This window comes from Peribacillus sp. NPDC055009 (assembly GCF_053608705.1).
Map to the genome: position 1 here is coordinate 1 of NZ_JBSGVZ010000020.1, position 15,292 is coordinate 15,292.

Annotated in this window: 14 protein-coding genes and 1 pseudogene; 14 read left to right on the forward strand and 1 reads right to left on the reverse strand. The window is 36.5% G+C overall.

The window, feature by feature from the left end:
- Positions 1-150: 150 nt before the first annotated feature.
- From ACWF5P_RS22400 to ACWF5P_RS22460, 13 genes and pseudogenes are all read left to right on the forward strand, one after another.
- Positions 151-435 carry a hypothetical protein gene (locus tag ACWF5P_RS22400; RefSeq protein WP_095394868.1) on the forward strand — a complete coding sequence of 95 codons (285 nt, stop codon included), beginning with the start codon at positions 151-153 and terminating at the stop codon, positions 433-435.
- A 336-nt stretch (positions 436-771) separates the two neighbouring features.
- Positions 772-1,548 (forward strand): helix-turn-helix domain-containing protein, encoded by a 777-nt coding sequence (locus tag ACWF5P_RS22405; protein ID WP_452445309.1) that lies wholly within the window; start codon positions 772-774, stop codon positions 1,546-1,548.
- A gap of 379 nt (positions 1,549-1,927) precedes the next feature.
- Complete coding sequence (locus ACWF5P_RS22410; protein ID WP_452445310.1) at positions 1,928-2,812, forward strand: hypothetical protein; 885 nt, start codon at positions 1,928-1,930, stop codon at positions 2,810-2,812.
- A gap of 70 nt (positions 2,813-2,882) precedes the next feature.
- Positions 2,883-3,137, forward strand: coding sequence for a hypothetical protein (locus ACWF5P_RS22415; RefSeq protein WP_452445311.1), 255 nt, complete (start codon positions 2,883-2,885; stop codon positions 3,135-3,137).
- Positions 3,127-4,632: a tyrosine-type recombinase/integrase gene (locus ACWF5P_RS22420; protein WP_452445312.1), complete on the forward strand. Its 1,506-nt coding sequence runs from the start codon at positions 3,127-3,129 to the stop codon at positions 4,630-4,632. The genes ACWF5P_RS22415 and ACWF5P_RS22420 overlap by 11 nt, the downstream gene beginning before the upstream one ends.
- The gene (locus ACWF5P_RS22425; protein WP_452445313.1) at positions 4,629-6,743 is read left to right on the forward strand and encodes a hypothetical protein; all 2,115 of its coding nucleotides are present in this window, start codon (positions 4,629-4,631) and stop codon (positions 6,741-6,743) included. Before ACWF5P_RS22420 ends, ACWF5P_RS22425 begins: the two co-directional genes overlap by 4 nt.
- On the forward strand, positions 6,712-9,123 hold the full coding sequence (locus ACWF5P_RS22430) for a site-specific integrase (protein ID WP_452445314.1): 2,412 nt from the start codon (positions 6,712-6,714) through the stop codon (positions 9,121-9,123). The genes ACWF5P_RS22425 and ACWF5P_RS22430 overlap by 32 nt, the downstream gene beginning before the upstream one ends.
- Complete coding sequence (locus tag ACWF5P_RS22435) at positions 9,116-9,544, forward strand: hypothetical protein (protein WP_452445315.1); 429 nt, start codon at positions 9,116-9,118, stop codon at positions 9,542-9,544. Before ACWF5P_RS22430 ends, ACWF5P_RS22435 begins: the two co-directional genes overlap by 8 nt.
- A 149-nt stretch (positions 9,545-9,693) precedes the next feature.
- Positions 9,694-9,834: pseudogene (locus ACWF5P_RS22440) on the forward strand (isochorismatase family protein); the annotation flags it as partial.
- Positions 9,835-9,894: 60 nt separating this feature from the next.
- On the forward strand, positions 9,895-11,364 hold the full coding sequence (locus ACWF5P_RS22445; RefSeq protein ID WP_402942665.1) for a nicotinate phosphoribosyltransferase: 1,470 nt from the start codon (positions 9,895-9,897) through the stop codon (positions 11,362-11,364).
- Between the two features lie 34 nt (positions 11,365-11,398).
- Positions 11,399-12,229: an ammonia-dependent NAD(+) synthetase gene (nadE, locus tag ACWF5P_RS22450; protein WP_101221978.1), complete on the forward strand. Its 831-nt coding sequence runs from the start codon at positions 11,399-11,401 to the stop codon at positions 12,227-12,229.
- Between the two features lie 127 nt (positions 12,230-12,356).
- Entirely contained in the window at positions 12,357-13,382 is a 1,026-nt protein-coding gene (locus tag ACWF5P_RS22455; RefSeq protein ID WP_452445316.1) for a serine hydrolase domain-containing protein, read from the forward strand.
- Positions 13,383-13,741: 359 nt separating this feature from the next.
- On the forward strand, positions 13,742-14,035 hold the full coding sequence (locus ACWF5P_RS22460) for a hypothetical protein (RefSeq protein ID WP_063593415.1): 294 nt from the start codon (positions 13,742-13,744) through the stop codon (positions 14,033-14,035).
- A 150-nt stretch (positions 14,036-14,185) separates the two neighbouring features.
- Here ACWF5P_RS22460 and ACWF5P_RS22465 read toward each other — a convergent pair whose 3' ends face one another.
- Positions 14,186-14,590 (reverse strand): hypothetical protein, encoded by a 405-nt coding sequence (locus tag ACWF5P_RS22465; protein ID WP_101221979.1) that lies wholly within the window; start codon positions 14,588-14,590, stop codon positions 14,186-14,188.
- 362 nt (positions 14,591-14,952) lie between these two features.
- Here ACWF5P_RS22465 and ACWF5P_RS22470 point away from each other — a divergent pair, with 362 nt between their 5' ends.
- A complete protein-coding gene (locus ACWF5P_RS22470; RefSeq protein ID WP_101221980.1) occupies positions 14,953-15,201 on the forward strand; it encodes a hypothetical protein in 249 nt (82 codons plus the stop codon).
- Positions 15,202-15,292 lie beyond the last annotated feature (91 nt).

Here is a 15,292-nt window from a genome sequence, read left to right on the forward strand (position 1 = left end):
TTATTAACTATATACCAATATATTAAGCCGCAAAATTAAGTTAATTTAAGTATTGAGTACTATTAAAATATAGATTAGAGTATGGAAGGGGAAAGGAAGAATATAAATAATTGTGGCGAAATTTTGAAAAAAAGCAAAGAGGTGTAAAGTATGGACGATAAGAATATAGTCACTTTTTTTATTAACGATGCTTTAAGTAGTTTGAATGAATACCGCAATAAAAAGTTGAATAAGCACCCTGAAACAGAGAAAAGCATTCAAAACCTAATAAAAAGTAATAATGAAGTCGTATTTTACGAAATCAAGAATAAGTCTATATCCTTGCATTTCTACGATGGTGTAGATGGTACGAAAATAGAATTTTATATAGACGAAAAAGAGAATATCCAAGCTAGGTCAGTTCCACCGAAAAATAATCAATCGGTATTAAGGTGACTGAAGTAGGCGACGCAAAATAACTTTTATAAACCAACTTTAATTTTAAAGTGTTGGGACCCTTCAGGAAGAATGATAATGGACAGGCTTAAGGAGGAAGGGAAAGTTAAAAATAAAAATCTTTTATTTTGCAGTTACGATAAAGTAACCCCGTTAAACCATAATAGCTTACTGCCAATACATTAAATTAGCAGGTAAATTAATTGATTAGTTAATTAAAATAGTCTAACGACCTAAATTGAAAAATGAGTTTAAGAACGTACGATCTGTTTAACAAGATATAAATTTAACTGGGTTTTATTCCTTTTGAATCAAATTACTTCATGGGGGGATTTTATGAAACACTATACGGTTAAAGAGGGTGCCATTTTATTGAGTAAGAGTGAAGAAACTATTCGTAGGTGGTTACGTAAAGGCGATGTTTTTCCAAATGCTCAATACAATTCGGATAAAGAAGGATGGAAAATACCAGCGGCGGATATCTTCTTATTATCAAAACCAACGATTAATGAACAACCTAAAACAAATAACCAGACACTAACGGTATCTCAGGTCGCTTCTAGACTAGGCAAAAGCGAGGAAACCATCAAACGTTGGCTCAGGTCTGGTCAACAATTCCCTAACGCTTATAAGAACAGTGATGTACAGGGATGGCGTATCCCGGAAAATGACTTAACTAACATGAATTTTAAACAAGCACCTCCGGTGCAATCTCCTGTTATATCCCAATCTCCTTCAGTGCCATACACCAATGTTATTCATCAAGAAATAAATCAGAACAGAGACCTAGTAACTCTTGCATATAAAACAGTAACATTAAGCTCACCTACAGAAGACATGATTGCATTGTTATCTCAAGTGGGTATTCAAAGATGTATGGAAGTACTTCTGATAATGCAGCAATCCCGTTTAAAGGTAAGAAACGTTGATGGCTTTATAAAGAAAGCAATTAGAGAGAATTGGAGTACTGATACAGTTCCTATAAAGATACCAAGAAATCAGAGTAAAAAGTTGTATGAATTTACGCAAGATGAGTATTCACTAATAGTGAACAATAAAGAAAATCCTGCCCAAGATTATGTTCCTTTATACAATTGGTTGGAAGAGGATTGAAAAAAATTACCTCTCGATAACTCAAATTTCATATACAATCCCTTTCCGAACTAAACGATTTACAACAGTGTCGGCAGACAGAAATAAAAAGTTGCATTTGAGCCCCAAAACTTCAAATGATAAAACGCAAATGTACAAACTTGCCCCAGTATCTACCTATAATGGATTGGTGGTAGTTGATAGATCAATTCTCTGTCACTAGTCTTCGGAAGCTTGCCCAAGACTTACTGGAAGTCTAATAAGTGAAAATCCATAAAAAGGTTGAACAAACGAAAGGACATTGGATCGAACAGCCAATCCATTCATTTTTATCGTCTACAAAGAAAACGCCGGGGAGAACTTGAACACATAAAGCTTTTATAGGAAGAGAGTGACCATTATGAATATTTTATTTGAAGAATTATTTGATGTTGATCTAGTCGGAAAAGCGACTACCAAAAAACCGAAATTAAAAAACCTAAATTCTAATCCAACAAGAAAGAAAGAAGTGGCTGTAATTGGTATTGATTTTCAAAATGACTTCTTGGAAGAAGGAAATCTGGCTATTGCTAATTCTTATCAAGACGTTAGAAACTTTGCTAAGTTCATTTATGAAAATATGGATGCTATAGATGATATTTTTATGAGTTTAGATATACATCAACCGAAACAAATCTTCCACCCTGCTTGGTGGGTAAATGATAAAGGACAGTATCCTGAGCCATTTACGGTTATTACTTATCAAGATGTATTAGAAGGTAAGTGGGCACCTATTTACCAAGAGCAAGAAAGTTTAGAGTATATTCGTGGACTAGAGGCAACTGAAAAGAAGTCCTTGATAATTTGGAGTTACCATTGCCTACAAGGTACATTTGGTGCAGCAATTGAAACGCAGTTATCAAACTTGTTATTTGCCTATTCTTTGTATAAAGAGAAGGATGTACATTACGTGACAAAAGGGTTAAATCCTATTTCTGAAATGTATGGAATAATAAAACCTGAGTATTCAAAAACGGATTTAACAGACAAAAATCTTTTAAGTCAATTGCAGAATTATAAAACAATAGTTATTGGTGGAGAGGCTAAGTCTCACTGTGTACTTGAGACTATTAAACAGATTGTGGAAGAGTTTGAAATGATAAATCACAAGGATTACTTAATTTATGTGTTAGAAGATTGTACATCTTCCATCACAGGTTTTGAAGAAGTCACAGATGATGAATACAAAAAATTAGCTTCAAAATACCCAATTATACTAACTACAATTAAAGAACTAAAATTTTAATTGATACCTGAAGAGGGAGGGGTCTCTCTTCAGATACATACATTTTTATAAACGTAGGAGGTTGATTATAATGAGAAAAACTTATCAAGATAATAGTTTAGCTTCGTACAATGATGCTTACCGAATAAAAATGGTTGAGACATATTGGCAAGATAATATGCACTACAAACAGGCGTTATTTGAACTATTCTTTAGAAATTCACCTTTTAGAAACGGATATGGGTTATTTATTGGATTGGAAAGTATTGCGAATAATATCAAAGAAATTAAGTTCACAGATAATGGTATTGATAATTTGAGAGGTGTATATGGCTATGAGTGGTAAGTGTGACTACGATCACTTGAGACATATTGATAATACATTGGATAGTACTGACAGATTAAGAGACTTCATCCAGATTTATTCATCTGCAAATATAAAAGGTCTACATTATGTGCATTTTGATGGCAAGGAAAATGTAATTCAAATTTACACTCCTTCTCATAAACTGCATTACTATAGTACTTGTTTTTTATTAAAACAAAAGTACACAGACACTCCTATAAATACTGTTTTAAGACAAGGACATCAACTGAGAAGGTTTATGGACTTCCTAGAGTTTTGGAATATTGATTTGTTAGAAGTGGATACCTTTACAGTTGTTGTATCCTTTGTAAGTTACTTGCGTTTATTAAAGAGTGAAAGAGCTACACCTAACCGGGCAATTCAATGGTCATTACTAAATCAGGTGCCTTTGCATGAAAGAGCAAAGAATTTTGGTAAAGTGTCTACTATTAGATTAAATTTTGAAGGAATAATGGTTCAAGATAGATTCGAAGACTTTTCCCATAATACAATATGCGGCTTTGTCGAAACGGCATGTAAATACCTTGGATTTTTAAAAAAAGAAACCCATGATTTCGCAGATATAGATCTTTCGTCTATTCCGGTAAAGCAAAGAGCATTCACAACTACTTTAACAGGTACCACAGGGAGAAAAACGAAGGTAATAGTAACCGATGTACACGCAATACTAAGAGAAGCTAGTTTTAGCAATCCAAACGCTTCAGGAAACCTCATTCAGCCGTTATCGGAAGAAGTGATGACCGAAGAAGATGTAAAAAAGTTCATTTCCTTGATTCCTTCAGGCGATATCCAAACAATACTTTTGTTTTACATCCTGATGTCCTTCGGACTTAGAAGGGCCGAGGCTCGAAACCTTATGTTTGTTTCTAATAACGTACCTAATGACCTTTACCTTTGGGATATTAACAAGGCACAGGATTGGTTAAAGAGCGAGTTGCATGGGGATATATCGTATGATAACACAATAAAAGCATGGGTTTGTGATGTAGTAAAAAGAGAGGTTACCAATTTTCAATCTCAAAATAAAACTGTTAGACGACGATTAATTCCAAACTTCTTCTCTCAGCATGACCTCACTAACGTATTACTTGAACATATCAAGGAAAGACAATTGGTAATGAAAGAGGCTGCGCAAGAACATGATTACTTATTTTACTCAACTTCAAATAATTCAAAGAGAGAGGCAATTACCGGTGGTACGATTTATTCTAAGTACCGGAGCGTTATTTCCGGTTCAGAAAAAGAAAATTTTTACCTCAACTTTTCCCCACATTCATTCCGACATTTTTTTGCAACTCACTTAATTCGCATTAAACACAAACCGATATACGATGTTTCTAGGTGGTTAGGTCACAAAGATGAAAAAACCACTAGAACAATTTATCTTCATTACCTGCCTGATCAGGATGATTTGCCTGGAGACGATAAATTAGGAGATATGGCTGCTACTTTCAAAAATGGTGGAAAGGTATGAATTTAATGAATACAGAGTGGATTGAGCTTGAAGATATGTGTATAGTGCGCCAATACAGTGAGACAAGGAAGAAAAATTATAGTGGTATACTGAGGAAATTGAAAGCTGAATATCCGACAGGGGACATTTGGCTGAAAACTCCTATAGAAGAAAAGGAACATATCATTATATGGAGAGACATTAATGACTCTAGATATATTTTATCTTGGGCAATAGAAAGAGATTTAATGCAAAACCCTGAATATAGAAAAGTGGTTATAGATTACTATAGTAAGTTCTATAATACTGTGGGTGGAATATGTAAAGAGTTAGCTGAATATTACCAGTTTGTCACAGAAGAAGAAGCTGAAGCATTAAAAGAGTTGCGAAACGACTCCGAGAAAGTACTTTTTGTGAATAGTTTTTACAAGTTGTGCGTTACCTTTGGAAAGAAGTTGAGTGATCTTACTGATAAAGATGTACTAGAGAGCTGTGTAGACTGGTCATTAAACACAGTTGTTACTTCAAGAAATATCATACAAAAAGCAAGATTCGCTCTTGGTTATACGACAAAGAAGAGAATTGTTAATAAGAAAAGCAAAGATAAATTCGAAAAAATTGCGACTGAATTTCCAAATTTTGAAACTCCAATCCGAGATTATCACAAATACATGAAAGCCGGAGGATACTCTAAAGGAACTTTAGATAAGAAATATACCACCTTGTTACACTTTCTAACATTTCTAAATGAACAAAGTGATACTATACAACTGTCAAACTTCAAAAGAACGGAGTTCTGGGCTTACTATAGTTGGTTAAATCTGCAGTACGGCATATCATATACTTGGGCAAATGTTAATGATGCTAAGTTGTTTATTGAATGGGGGGTAAATGAGTACCCTGATTTTCCAAAGACTATTGACTACCCTGAAGGGCTATCGTCAAAACTAAATCGTGCTCTAAAAGCAGAGGAAGAAAATAGTGAGGGACTTGCTTTTCCGATAGAAGGATTAGCTCAAAGGATAATTCAGGAATGTTATGCATATGTTCCTGAAACTGAAAGGGAAGCGTTATGTAGAGACTTCTGGCTTATTGTCGGGTCTTGTCCTGTTCGATTTTCTTTTGTTCATAACCTTGAGGTAGACTGCTTAAATCCCATGTTAAACAGTGATAGTTTTCTAGGGTTATCATCCACATATAGGGATAAAGCTGGCAATGTTAATGCTCAGTTCCCTCTGTTTGATGACGTTGGAATTGAAGCGATACAACGTCTTCAGAAACGATTCCATGAAAAAGGATTGGAAGCAATTACTAATCCTAATAACAAGCTGAAGTATGATCATCTTTTCCATGAGAATAATGTCAACGGACTTCTGCCAAAAACTGCTTTTAGAGGCTTTTTGAAAGATAGAATCCTCCCTAAGATAAAAGAGATTGAAGATTATAAGATTAATAATGACGGTGCTATGTTTGAGATTGGTGCTCATGGATTTAGGCATTATATAGCTACCGTAGTACAAGCCAAAACAAGAAATATAAAGGCAACCCAGTTTGTACTAGGCCATCATGACGAAAAAATGTCTATGCGTTACCTTAGAAGTAAAATTTCGCGAAACACTCTTCTCTACTCCATCATTGATGGCTATGAAAAGCAGGAGGTTTCCGGAAAATTCTATCTGAAAATCATTGAAATGTGGAATGATGAATCCATTGAAGATAGTAGGTTGTTTGATGTATTCATGTCAGACATGGATTTAACTACATTCCTAAAACATTATGGTCGTAAAAGGGATATGGGGTGGTGTATGTCTGAAGATAATTGCGAAACTTACTATCGATGCTGGGGCTGTAACTTCTTTGTTTTGCGAAGGGAAGAAATAGAGGAAGCAATTGAATTGCTAGCAACTCTTTTTCGGGAACACAGAAATCTAGTTCAGAACAGTAAGGATTATACAGATAATAACCCTATCGCAGCTTCTTCTATAAAGACACAGGCTCTAATTCAAAAAAGGCTTACAGACTTGCGTTTGAGTCCAGAGATGGTATGGAAAATGGTCAGATTGAAATTGTTGGGTAAAGATATAAAGGAGGCCTTATCAAATGGGGATTTTTCACTCGCTTCAAAAGAGTAATGATGTCATTTTAAAAGGACTTCCTATAAAAATGTATGAACAAGTGCATTTATCAGTCGAAGAATGGGTTGTGCTTGCTCCTCTCGGACATAAAAATAGTAGGGCGATGTTTAAAGTCCCTTTTCATGAGTGTGTTCAAACTGACGTTACGAGATTCCTCGGAAGAAAAAAGAGCTTTAATGAACTTTTAATAATCAACTATTTGTTAGCTCTGGCTTTTGTACAAAGATGCCGATTACCTTTAGAATTCACTATGAAAGCTATTATACTTTATCAATTACCTTTAAAAGATATGCCTAATTTTATAATCCTTTCGGACTTGTTTGATAAGCATTATAAAACATGGAACCCTCTAAACGCAAATGACACAGAAAGAATGGAAGACAAAAAAGGAATCCAAAGTCTTGCTTTGAAATTTTGGCTTTCCGGATACGGGGTAATTAAAGGGATTGGTCATGAGCCAATAACCAATGATTTATTAAAAAATGTAGCAGATAATTTCTATCACCCATACAGTAAGGACAGAAAACGAAAAACTTTTATGTTACTAAGTTATCTTCTTTCCAAGGAAGAGATGTCCTCAGTTCAAGAAACTATGAGTTTTTCTAAAAAGAGGGACGTTTTCGGATTAGAATCAGAGCATTGGTCTGAAGAGTATCCTGCCCTTAAAACAGAGCTAGCACTCAATATAAAGGAGTATGTTTTTACTTTCTTGAAAAACAGAGTAGATAAAGGACAGCTTCAAATAATAACCGATAACGATGGTAATTCGGAGACTGTTTACCAAGAGCAGATAGTGGCCTCCTCTTGGAGAGAGTATTCCCGTAAATTACGTAGTTTTTGCGTGAACTATCTCTATCCAAGCCAAGTACACACCATTAAAGATGTACTTCAAGGAAGCCTAATGGATGTGTTCGTTGATATTGATTATGATTATGATAACAATATAAGGGAGCTTACTAAAAATGTCTTTCTCTTTGAAAATTGGTTTGATTTTTACGCAAGCAAAAACAAGTTATATATTAATAAAAAACGAATCATTCCAAGTGCAAACTTAGGGACACGCGATAAAATATATGGAAAACACATTGATTTCAATCAAGCAGTTAAATTAATAGAAACTTTGCAAGATGATCAATCACCTTATCATGAAGATAATGAGTTGCAATACTTTAGAGGTAGAAGGGTGTCTTTATTGGTGCTAGAGACTGCAAAAAGGGCTCATGAGATAGCTTACTTAAAACAAAATTGCCTAAAAAATAACGTGTATGGTGACAGCATCTTGCATTGTCATAAAACAAAAACAGGTAAACCGCATAATGTTAAAATTTCAAAAAATGCTGTCGAATGGGTTAAGCAATTACAGAGTGTAGCCCCAACGGAACCTATAGAAATAAATTCGAAAATTTTTTTAGGTGGCGACGATCTAAAAACAAAGAGGTTGGTTGCAGGTGCGTCTATGGTAACCCCTTTACTTCCAGGCTATATTACTTATTATCTCAAACAGTTACAGAAGAGGATATGGAAAGGGAACCCTCCGCCAAGTGGTAGGTACTTCACATCTCATGATTTAAGGAGAATGGGTGCGACTTACTTGAAACTGAAAGGACTTTCCAATGAGGAAATCGCTGATAGGCTGGGTCATGACGACTTAGCATCTCAATACACTTACACTCTCACAGCAGGGAATGATGTATTGGATGCACTACAAGACGTATCAGAACAAGGTTTGTACGGAATTCAAGCGGATGTGAATAAAAATGCCATTGCTTCTGTTACAGAAGACGTAAACGTGCTAAGCGAAGAGAGTTTTTTCAACAATGCTTCTATGGTTATTGATGTGGTGGAAGATGAGGAAAACGCTAAATCCTTTATAGACAAATTGTTACAGGAAATGAATGATGTTGATCTTCCAGAAGAACAATCGCAACCAAATGGAGAAATCCCAAAGGGATTCCCTATGAGAACACACAACTGCAACGCTCATGAGAAGGTAACTTGTTTTCATCATACATTGAAGTGTTACAAGTGTAAGAAGTACAGTCCTGATGAAGATATGTTACTGGAACATAAAGCTGAGCTTGTTAGATGGTTTGTTTTTGTTCATCACCAAGAAATTTTACTAAAGAAGACCAAAGATAGAGTAGAGAAAAGAACGCTTCCGGTAAGGATAGACGACATTAAAAATGACTTAAACCGAGAGACGTTTAAGGAATTATTCCGAAAGTTTAAGGATCTTTCAGAAAAGGAAGCTGAAGCTGTTGAAAAAGAGGTAAAACAAACTGCGAAAAAATACATCAAAAAGTATTATCGGAAGGTTCCGAGTCCAACAGCAAAGCAAATGGATGAATTTGTGAAGAGTGGTGTTATCAATGGCTAAGAAAATAATATCCCATGCTGATTTAACTCGAGGCACTGCCAGTGCAAAAAGAACGTTTATTAGGAGAGCCCAGAAGGGGATATATCTCACTAAAAAGCTTAGCAAGGAAGAAGTTTTACAGAAGATCGCCTCGACTCTACAATTGACACCTAGGAGCTTGTATTCTGTAGACAGAAAGAAATACTTAGAGGAATGGTATCATACCCTGCTTATCGAAATTGATGAAATTCATGAGGATTTAAGGGTTAAAAAGAACCTTTCTTCGGTAAAAGAGCTTAAAAACTTAACTGTAGAACAACTAATGGAAGAAGTTTCTGACCTGAAACAAATGTTAATGGCTTACCAAACGAAGTGTGAGGAGCAGGCATTAGTTATTGAAAAAATGATGAAACAAGTAGTAAAGAGACATGAAAGGGTTTGAAAAAATATAGCTTATTGACCGTCGAAAGGCGGTCTTTTTTCTATACCATTTTGTACTTTTGAAGTAAAATTGTATAATGAGTTAGAAAAAGCCTTGCCCTGACAGGTACGAAGCGGGTTTTTGGATATACTATTTATTCATATGACCGTATTTTGCATACGGCAATCGACGCTTATAATCTAGGCTATAATATCTTTGTATATGAAAATGCAGTGGCCTCGTTCAATGATGCCGGTCACCATTGGGCGCTTGGACATTTTAAAGGATCTCTTGGAGCAACCATTCTATAATATCCATTCAAGCAACAGAATAGAAGGGAAGCGATGCTTCTCTTTTGGGAGGAACTATCCATGGAAAAAAAGTACAACGACGACAGTTACGCATTACACACTGACCTTTACCAAATCAATATGGCCCAAACTTATTGGCAGGACAAAACACATAACCGAAAGGCAGTTTTCGAGATATTTTTCAGAAAGCTTCCATTTAATAGCGGATATGCGATTTTTGCGGGACTTGAAAAAATTGTCCATTACCTTCAAAACTTTTCCTTCTCGGAAAGTGATATCGACTATTTAAAAAATGATCTGCACTATAATGAAGAATTTTTGAATTATTTGAAGAACATTCGTTTCACGGGAGCGATTCGCTGCATGAAAGAGGGAGAGCTCGTTTTCGGCAATGAACCGATATTACGGGTGGAGGCACCGCTTGGTGAGGCTCAACTCATTGAAACTGCGTTGCTTAACATTGTGAACTATCACACACTCGTGGCAACAAAAGCTTCACGCATCAAACAGGTAATCGGTGAAGAATCTGCCCTTGAATTCGGTTCAAGGCGGGCGCAAGAAATGGATGCTGCAATTTGGGGAGCGAGAGCGGCCTATATTGCTGGCTTTGATTCCACTAGTAATGTACGTGCTGGAAAGCTGTTCGGCATTCCGGTTTCAGGGACGCATGCACATTCCATGATCCAAGCTTATAAAGATGAATATACAGCTTTTCATAAATACGCTGTTTCCCATAAAGACTGTGTATTCTTGGTTGATACTTATGATACATTGCGTTCTGGCATCCCGAATGCAATCCGTGTTGCCAAGGAATTGGGCGATAAAATCAACTTCATTGGCGTTCGTCTTGACAGCGGTGACTTAGCTTACTTATCAAAAGAAGCACGGCGTATGCTTGATGCTGCAGGGTTCCATGATGCGAAGATAGTCGCTTCCAATGACCTTGATGAATATACGATCATCAATTTGAAACAACAAGGAGCAAGAATTGACATTTGGGGCATCGGAACCAAATTGATTACGGCTTATGACCAGCCAGCGCTCGGTGCCGTTTATAAAATGGTTTCAATAGAGGGTGAAGATGGGAATATGAGAGATACCATCAAAATTTCTTCTAACCCTGAAAAGGTTACGACACCTGGCTTAAAACGAGTATATCGAATCATCAATAAAGTGAACCATCATGCTGAAGGTGATTATTTGGCGATGGAATATGAGAAGCCGCAGGAACAGGAAAAATTAAAAATGTTTCATCCTGTCCATACCTTCCTAAGTAAATTCGTCACGGATTTCGATGCGGTTGATCTGCACGTGGATATTTTCAAGGATGGAAGTTTGATTTATGAATTGCCGACCATAGATGAAATTAAGGCCTTCACGCAAAAAAATCTCCAAGTATTATGGCCGGAATACCTTCGTGCACTGAATCCTGAGGAATACCCGGTAGATCTAAGCCAGGATTGTTGGGATAATAAAATGAGGAATATAGATGAAGTTAAAGCAAATGTAGAAAGAATGCTAACGAAATGACCAATCTATTTTATTAGAAAGCGGGGCTATGCCAATGCGTCCATTACAAAAAGAAATCGTAAAAAAATTACTTGTCCAACCAACGATCGATCCTGAAGCCGAATTCAGGAAAAGTGTTGATCTTTTAAAAGGGTATATGAAGAAAAATACGTTTCTGAAAAGTTTTGTACTTGGGATATCCGGAGGTCAAGATTCAACACTGGCGGGGTATATTGCTCAAACCGCTGTCAATGAATTGAATGAAGAAAAAAATGGCAGCGACTATAAGTTTGTTGCTGTAAGCTTGCCATATGGAGTACAGGCTGATGAAGATGACAGGCAGCTGGCTTTAAAATTCATCAAGCCAAGCCAAACGGTTACTGTTAACATCAAGGAAGCGGTGGATGCTTCAGTAAAAGCTGTGGAAGTAGCGGTTTCTGAAAAGCTATCGAATTTCTTAAGGGGAAATGTCAAAGCACGTGAGCGAATGAAGGTACAATATGATTTAGCCGGACTGTATAAAGGCGTTGTGCTTGGTACGGACCATGCAGCTGAAGCGATCACAGGTTTCTTTACGAAACATGGTGATGGTGCAGCGGATATCCTACCTTTATATCGCTTAAATAAAAGGCAAGGAAAAGAAATCCTCAAATTCGTCGGTGCTCCTGAGCGTCTTTATACGAAAATACCAACGGCAGATTTAGAAGATGACAAACCGTTACTTCCTGATGAAGTGGCTTTAGGCGTTAGCTACGATGAAATCGATGATTATCTTGAAGGCAAGGAAATCAGAACGGAAGCTGCCGAAATCATCGAAGGATGGTATACTAAAACCGAACATAAACGCAATGAAGCCATTAATGTTTATGATACTTGGTGGAAATAAAAGAACGAGTGAAATCTGAAATAAGTTAACCCGCATCACATAAGATGCGGGTTTTTTGGCAAGACCTATTGTGCACCTTGGCCAACACATCGATTATGAAAATTTTACCGGCAAGGGGGGAAACGAAATGTCGACTCTACATATGGATATATCCAGGATTATTGAGGAAACATGCAAGGAAATTGAATTCTCGGGTGTTATCGGTGTGAAAGCGGGAGATGACCTGATTCATAGCTCAGCACATGGCTATACCAATCGAGCGGATGAAATCATGAATACGGCCGAAACAAGATTCGGAATTGCTTCCGGTTGTAAACTGTTTACGGCGGTAGCCATTTGCCAGTTAATACAAAAAGGAGAACTTAGGCTGGATTCTAAGCTTATAGACTGTCTTCCTATCGTGTTTCCTGATTTCCATCAAAATGTATCCATTCATCACCTCTTAACACACACTTCGGGCATTCCTGATTACTTTGATGAGAAAGTGATGGATGATTTTGAAGAGCTTTGGCAGAAAAATCCGATGTACCATATCAAAAGATTAAAAGATTTCCTCCCAATGTTTCAAGATGATGTGATGATGTTTGAACCAGGGGAAAGATTTCATTACAATAATGCAGGCTATATTTTATTAGGATTGATTGTTGAGGAACTAACCGGACTTCAATTTTCTGAATATATCGACAAGAACATCTTTCTTCCTTGTGAAATGATAAATTCCGGTTATTTTTCTCTGGACCAGCTTCCTAAAAATACTGCATTAGGGTACATTGACGAAGAAAATGGAGCATGGAGAACTAACGTTTATTCCCTTCCCATCAAAGGCGGTGCGGATGGAGGAGCGTATATTACCGCATCAGATATGTTCAGGTTTTGGGATGGGTTATTTTCCAATCAGTTACTGAATCAAGAATATACCACTCTCTTATTGGAAGCCCATATTGCAACTGGAGATGAAGGGGAATACTATGGATATGGTATATGGATCCGTAAAAAAAATGACGGGATTTTCAAATATCATCTTATGGGGTATGACCCGGGTGTAAGTTTCAATTCTGCGGTATATCCGGCAAATCGATTGAGAACCGTCATTACTTCAAATAAAAGCATGGGTCCATACCATATTACTAGAGCGATTGAGAAAGAATTGTAAAAACAAATGGAACCTTTCCACTAATGAAGGGTTCCAATTATTTACAGTCAATGTGAATTCATTCAAGTATTTTTTAAGAAAGGGACGAATTAGCATTCAATTGCTCCATTGGTTCCAAAACTTCTGGATTTTAAAAGGGATGAAACTTCACCTGGACCTTTATTCAAGAACGCGGCTTTATTGATATGGTTCATCACTTTTCCATATATGGTCTTGTGAAGCTCGTTAAGGAGGTAGATTTCTTTAGGTTTCAAGGCTTTTCCAAACAAAGAATTTGTATATTTAAATATCTTGAAGTAGAGTATATTTAATATACATTATTTTAACCGGTATTTTCCGATGGAGGTTCTTTTTACTTTATGAAGGCAAGATATGAACTCGCGAATATGAACTTAACAGTAAGCAATGTGACTTTACGTAATGCTGCGGATAGCTATGTCCTCTTGAAAGCTGCAGATGACCAAAATAATGAAATCACGATCAAGCTTTCCCACGAACAAGCGGAATTTCTGGAAGCGGAATTAAGGGAAGTAAATCGCCGTCGCAGGGAAAATAGTCCTGATATAACAGGAAATGACCAGGAACGTATTAATGACGACGATTCTTTTAATCTGTTCAGCATTGATTTATTCAATGAAAATGAATCGAAGTAATTCCCCGAATCATATTTGCTTCTCTGTAACCTTCCTTTCCATTTAAGATGCTGCTACAGAGAATTTATCATTCCCGCCAATACAAAATCCGAATTTCCAGTTATTGAAAGGCATTAGGAATGTTTTAAGCAAGGTGACCTATCGTTACCTTTATTTTGATTGCTTGAATAAATTCTTCACCAATAGGAATATGGATGATAGTACAGCAAAAACCATGAAAAATACGATGAACCCCCATAGGCCTATCGCCGCATCTTGAAACTCCATATTTCCCCTGCTGGTAAGGGCTTGCTGTATCTCAATGGCAAATACTAAAACAACCATGACTGTAAAGGTATAAAGGAAAGAGAGTATCGTTATCCCAAAACGCATCCGGGCAATTAAATTAGATAAAAATAACACGAACAAAAATATGATGATACCGATGATTCCCATTATCCAAAAATGCAAATCTTTGTCCGTTGCATTTGAATTTAATGTGTCACTTACAAAGAATAGGATGAAATCGTGAAGATTATTGACGATTTCAGCTAATATCTGGATGATTTCTTTCATTTTTTCACACCTCCAATCCTTAGATTATAGCAGGTTATAAATCTATATAGAAGAGGGAAGGTCCTCGGGGTTGCCAGACTGACCTTTGGTGGAAGTAATGTGAAATCATACACATGCTAAGAGAAGTATATTCTGGGAAACGTATAAAAGCATATGTGAATGAAGAAGTCAGGACATGCAAGTTCAGTTAAATAAGGGGAGATTGAACAAAATACATAGAAAAATAAAGTAATTCATGGAAAGCAGGAGTACCTATTTCCAATGTTTTTAATGCCTTTAGCAACCTTAGCCATGATTGTTTGATCGGTTTCTTTATTTATAAAGTTAGTAAACCTTAATGCTTAGAGTTGGAGGAAAAAAGGATGAATGATATACATAATCATGTGTTAACAGTAATTGATTTTATGAAAACCGGACACAAAACCTGTTTTGTGAAAGTTATCGGTTTTGATGCTGAATCCGGACAGGATTTTGAAGGTGAAGTTAAATTTGTCGGTGATTTGCCTTTTGGCGATTTGATACATCCCGAGCGGTCACATTTATCTTCCTCTTGCAGGGAATTTGTTCGGGATGACTTACTGCGCAGATACAGTCAAGGGCAGTTTGAATGAAGTGTCGGAAATTTTTATAGAGAATCTAATAAGATGACATTCTGCTAACTTGTTTAAAATTGGTAAAATGCCGGGTATAAAGAATATGGTA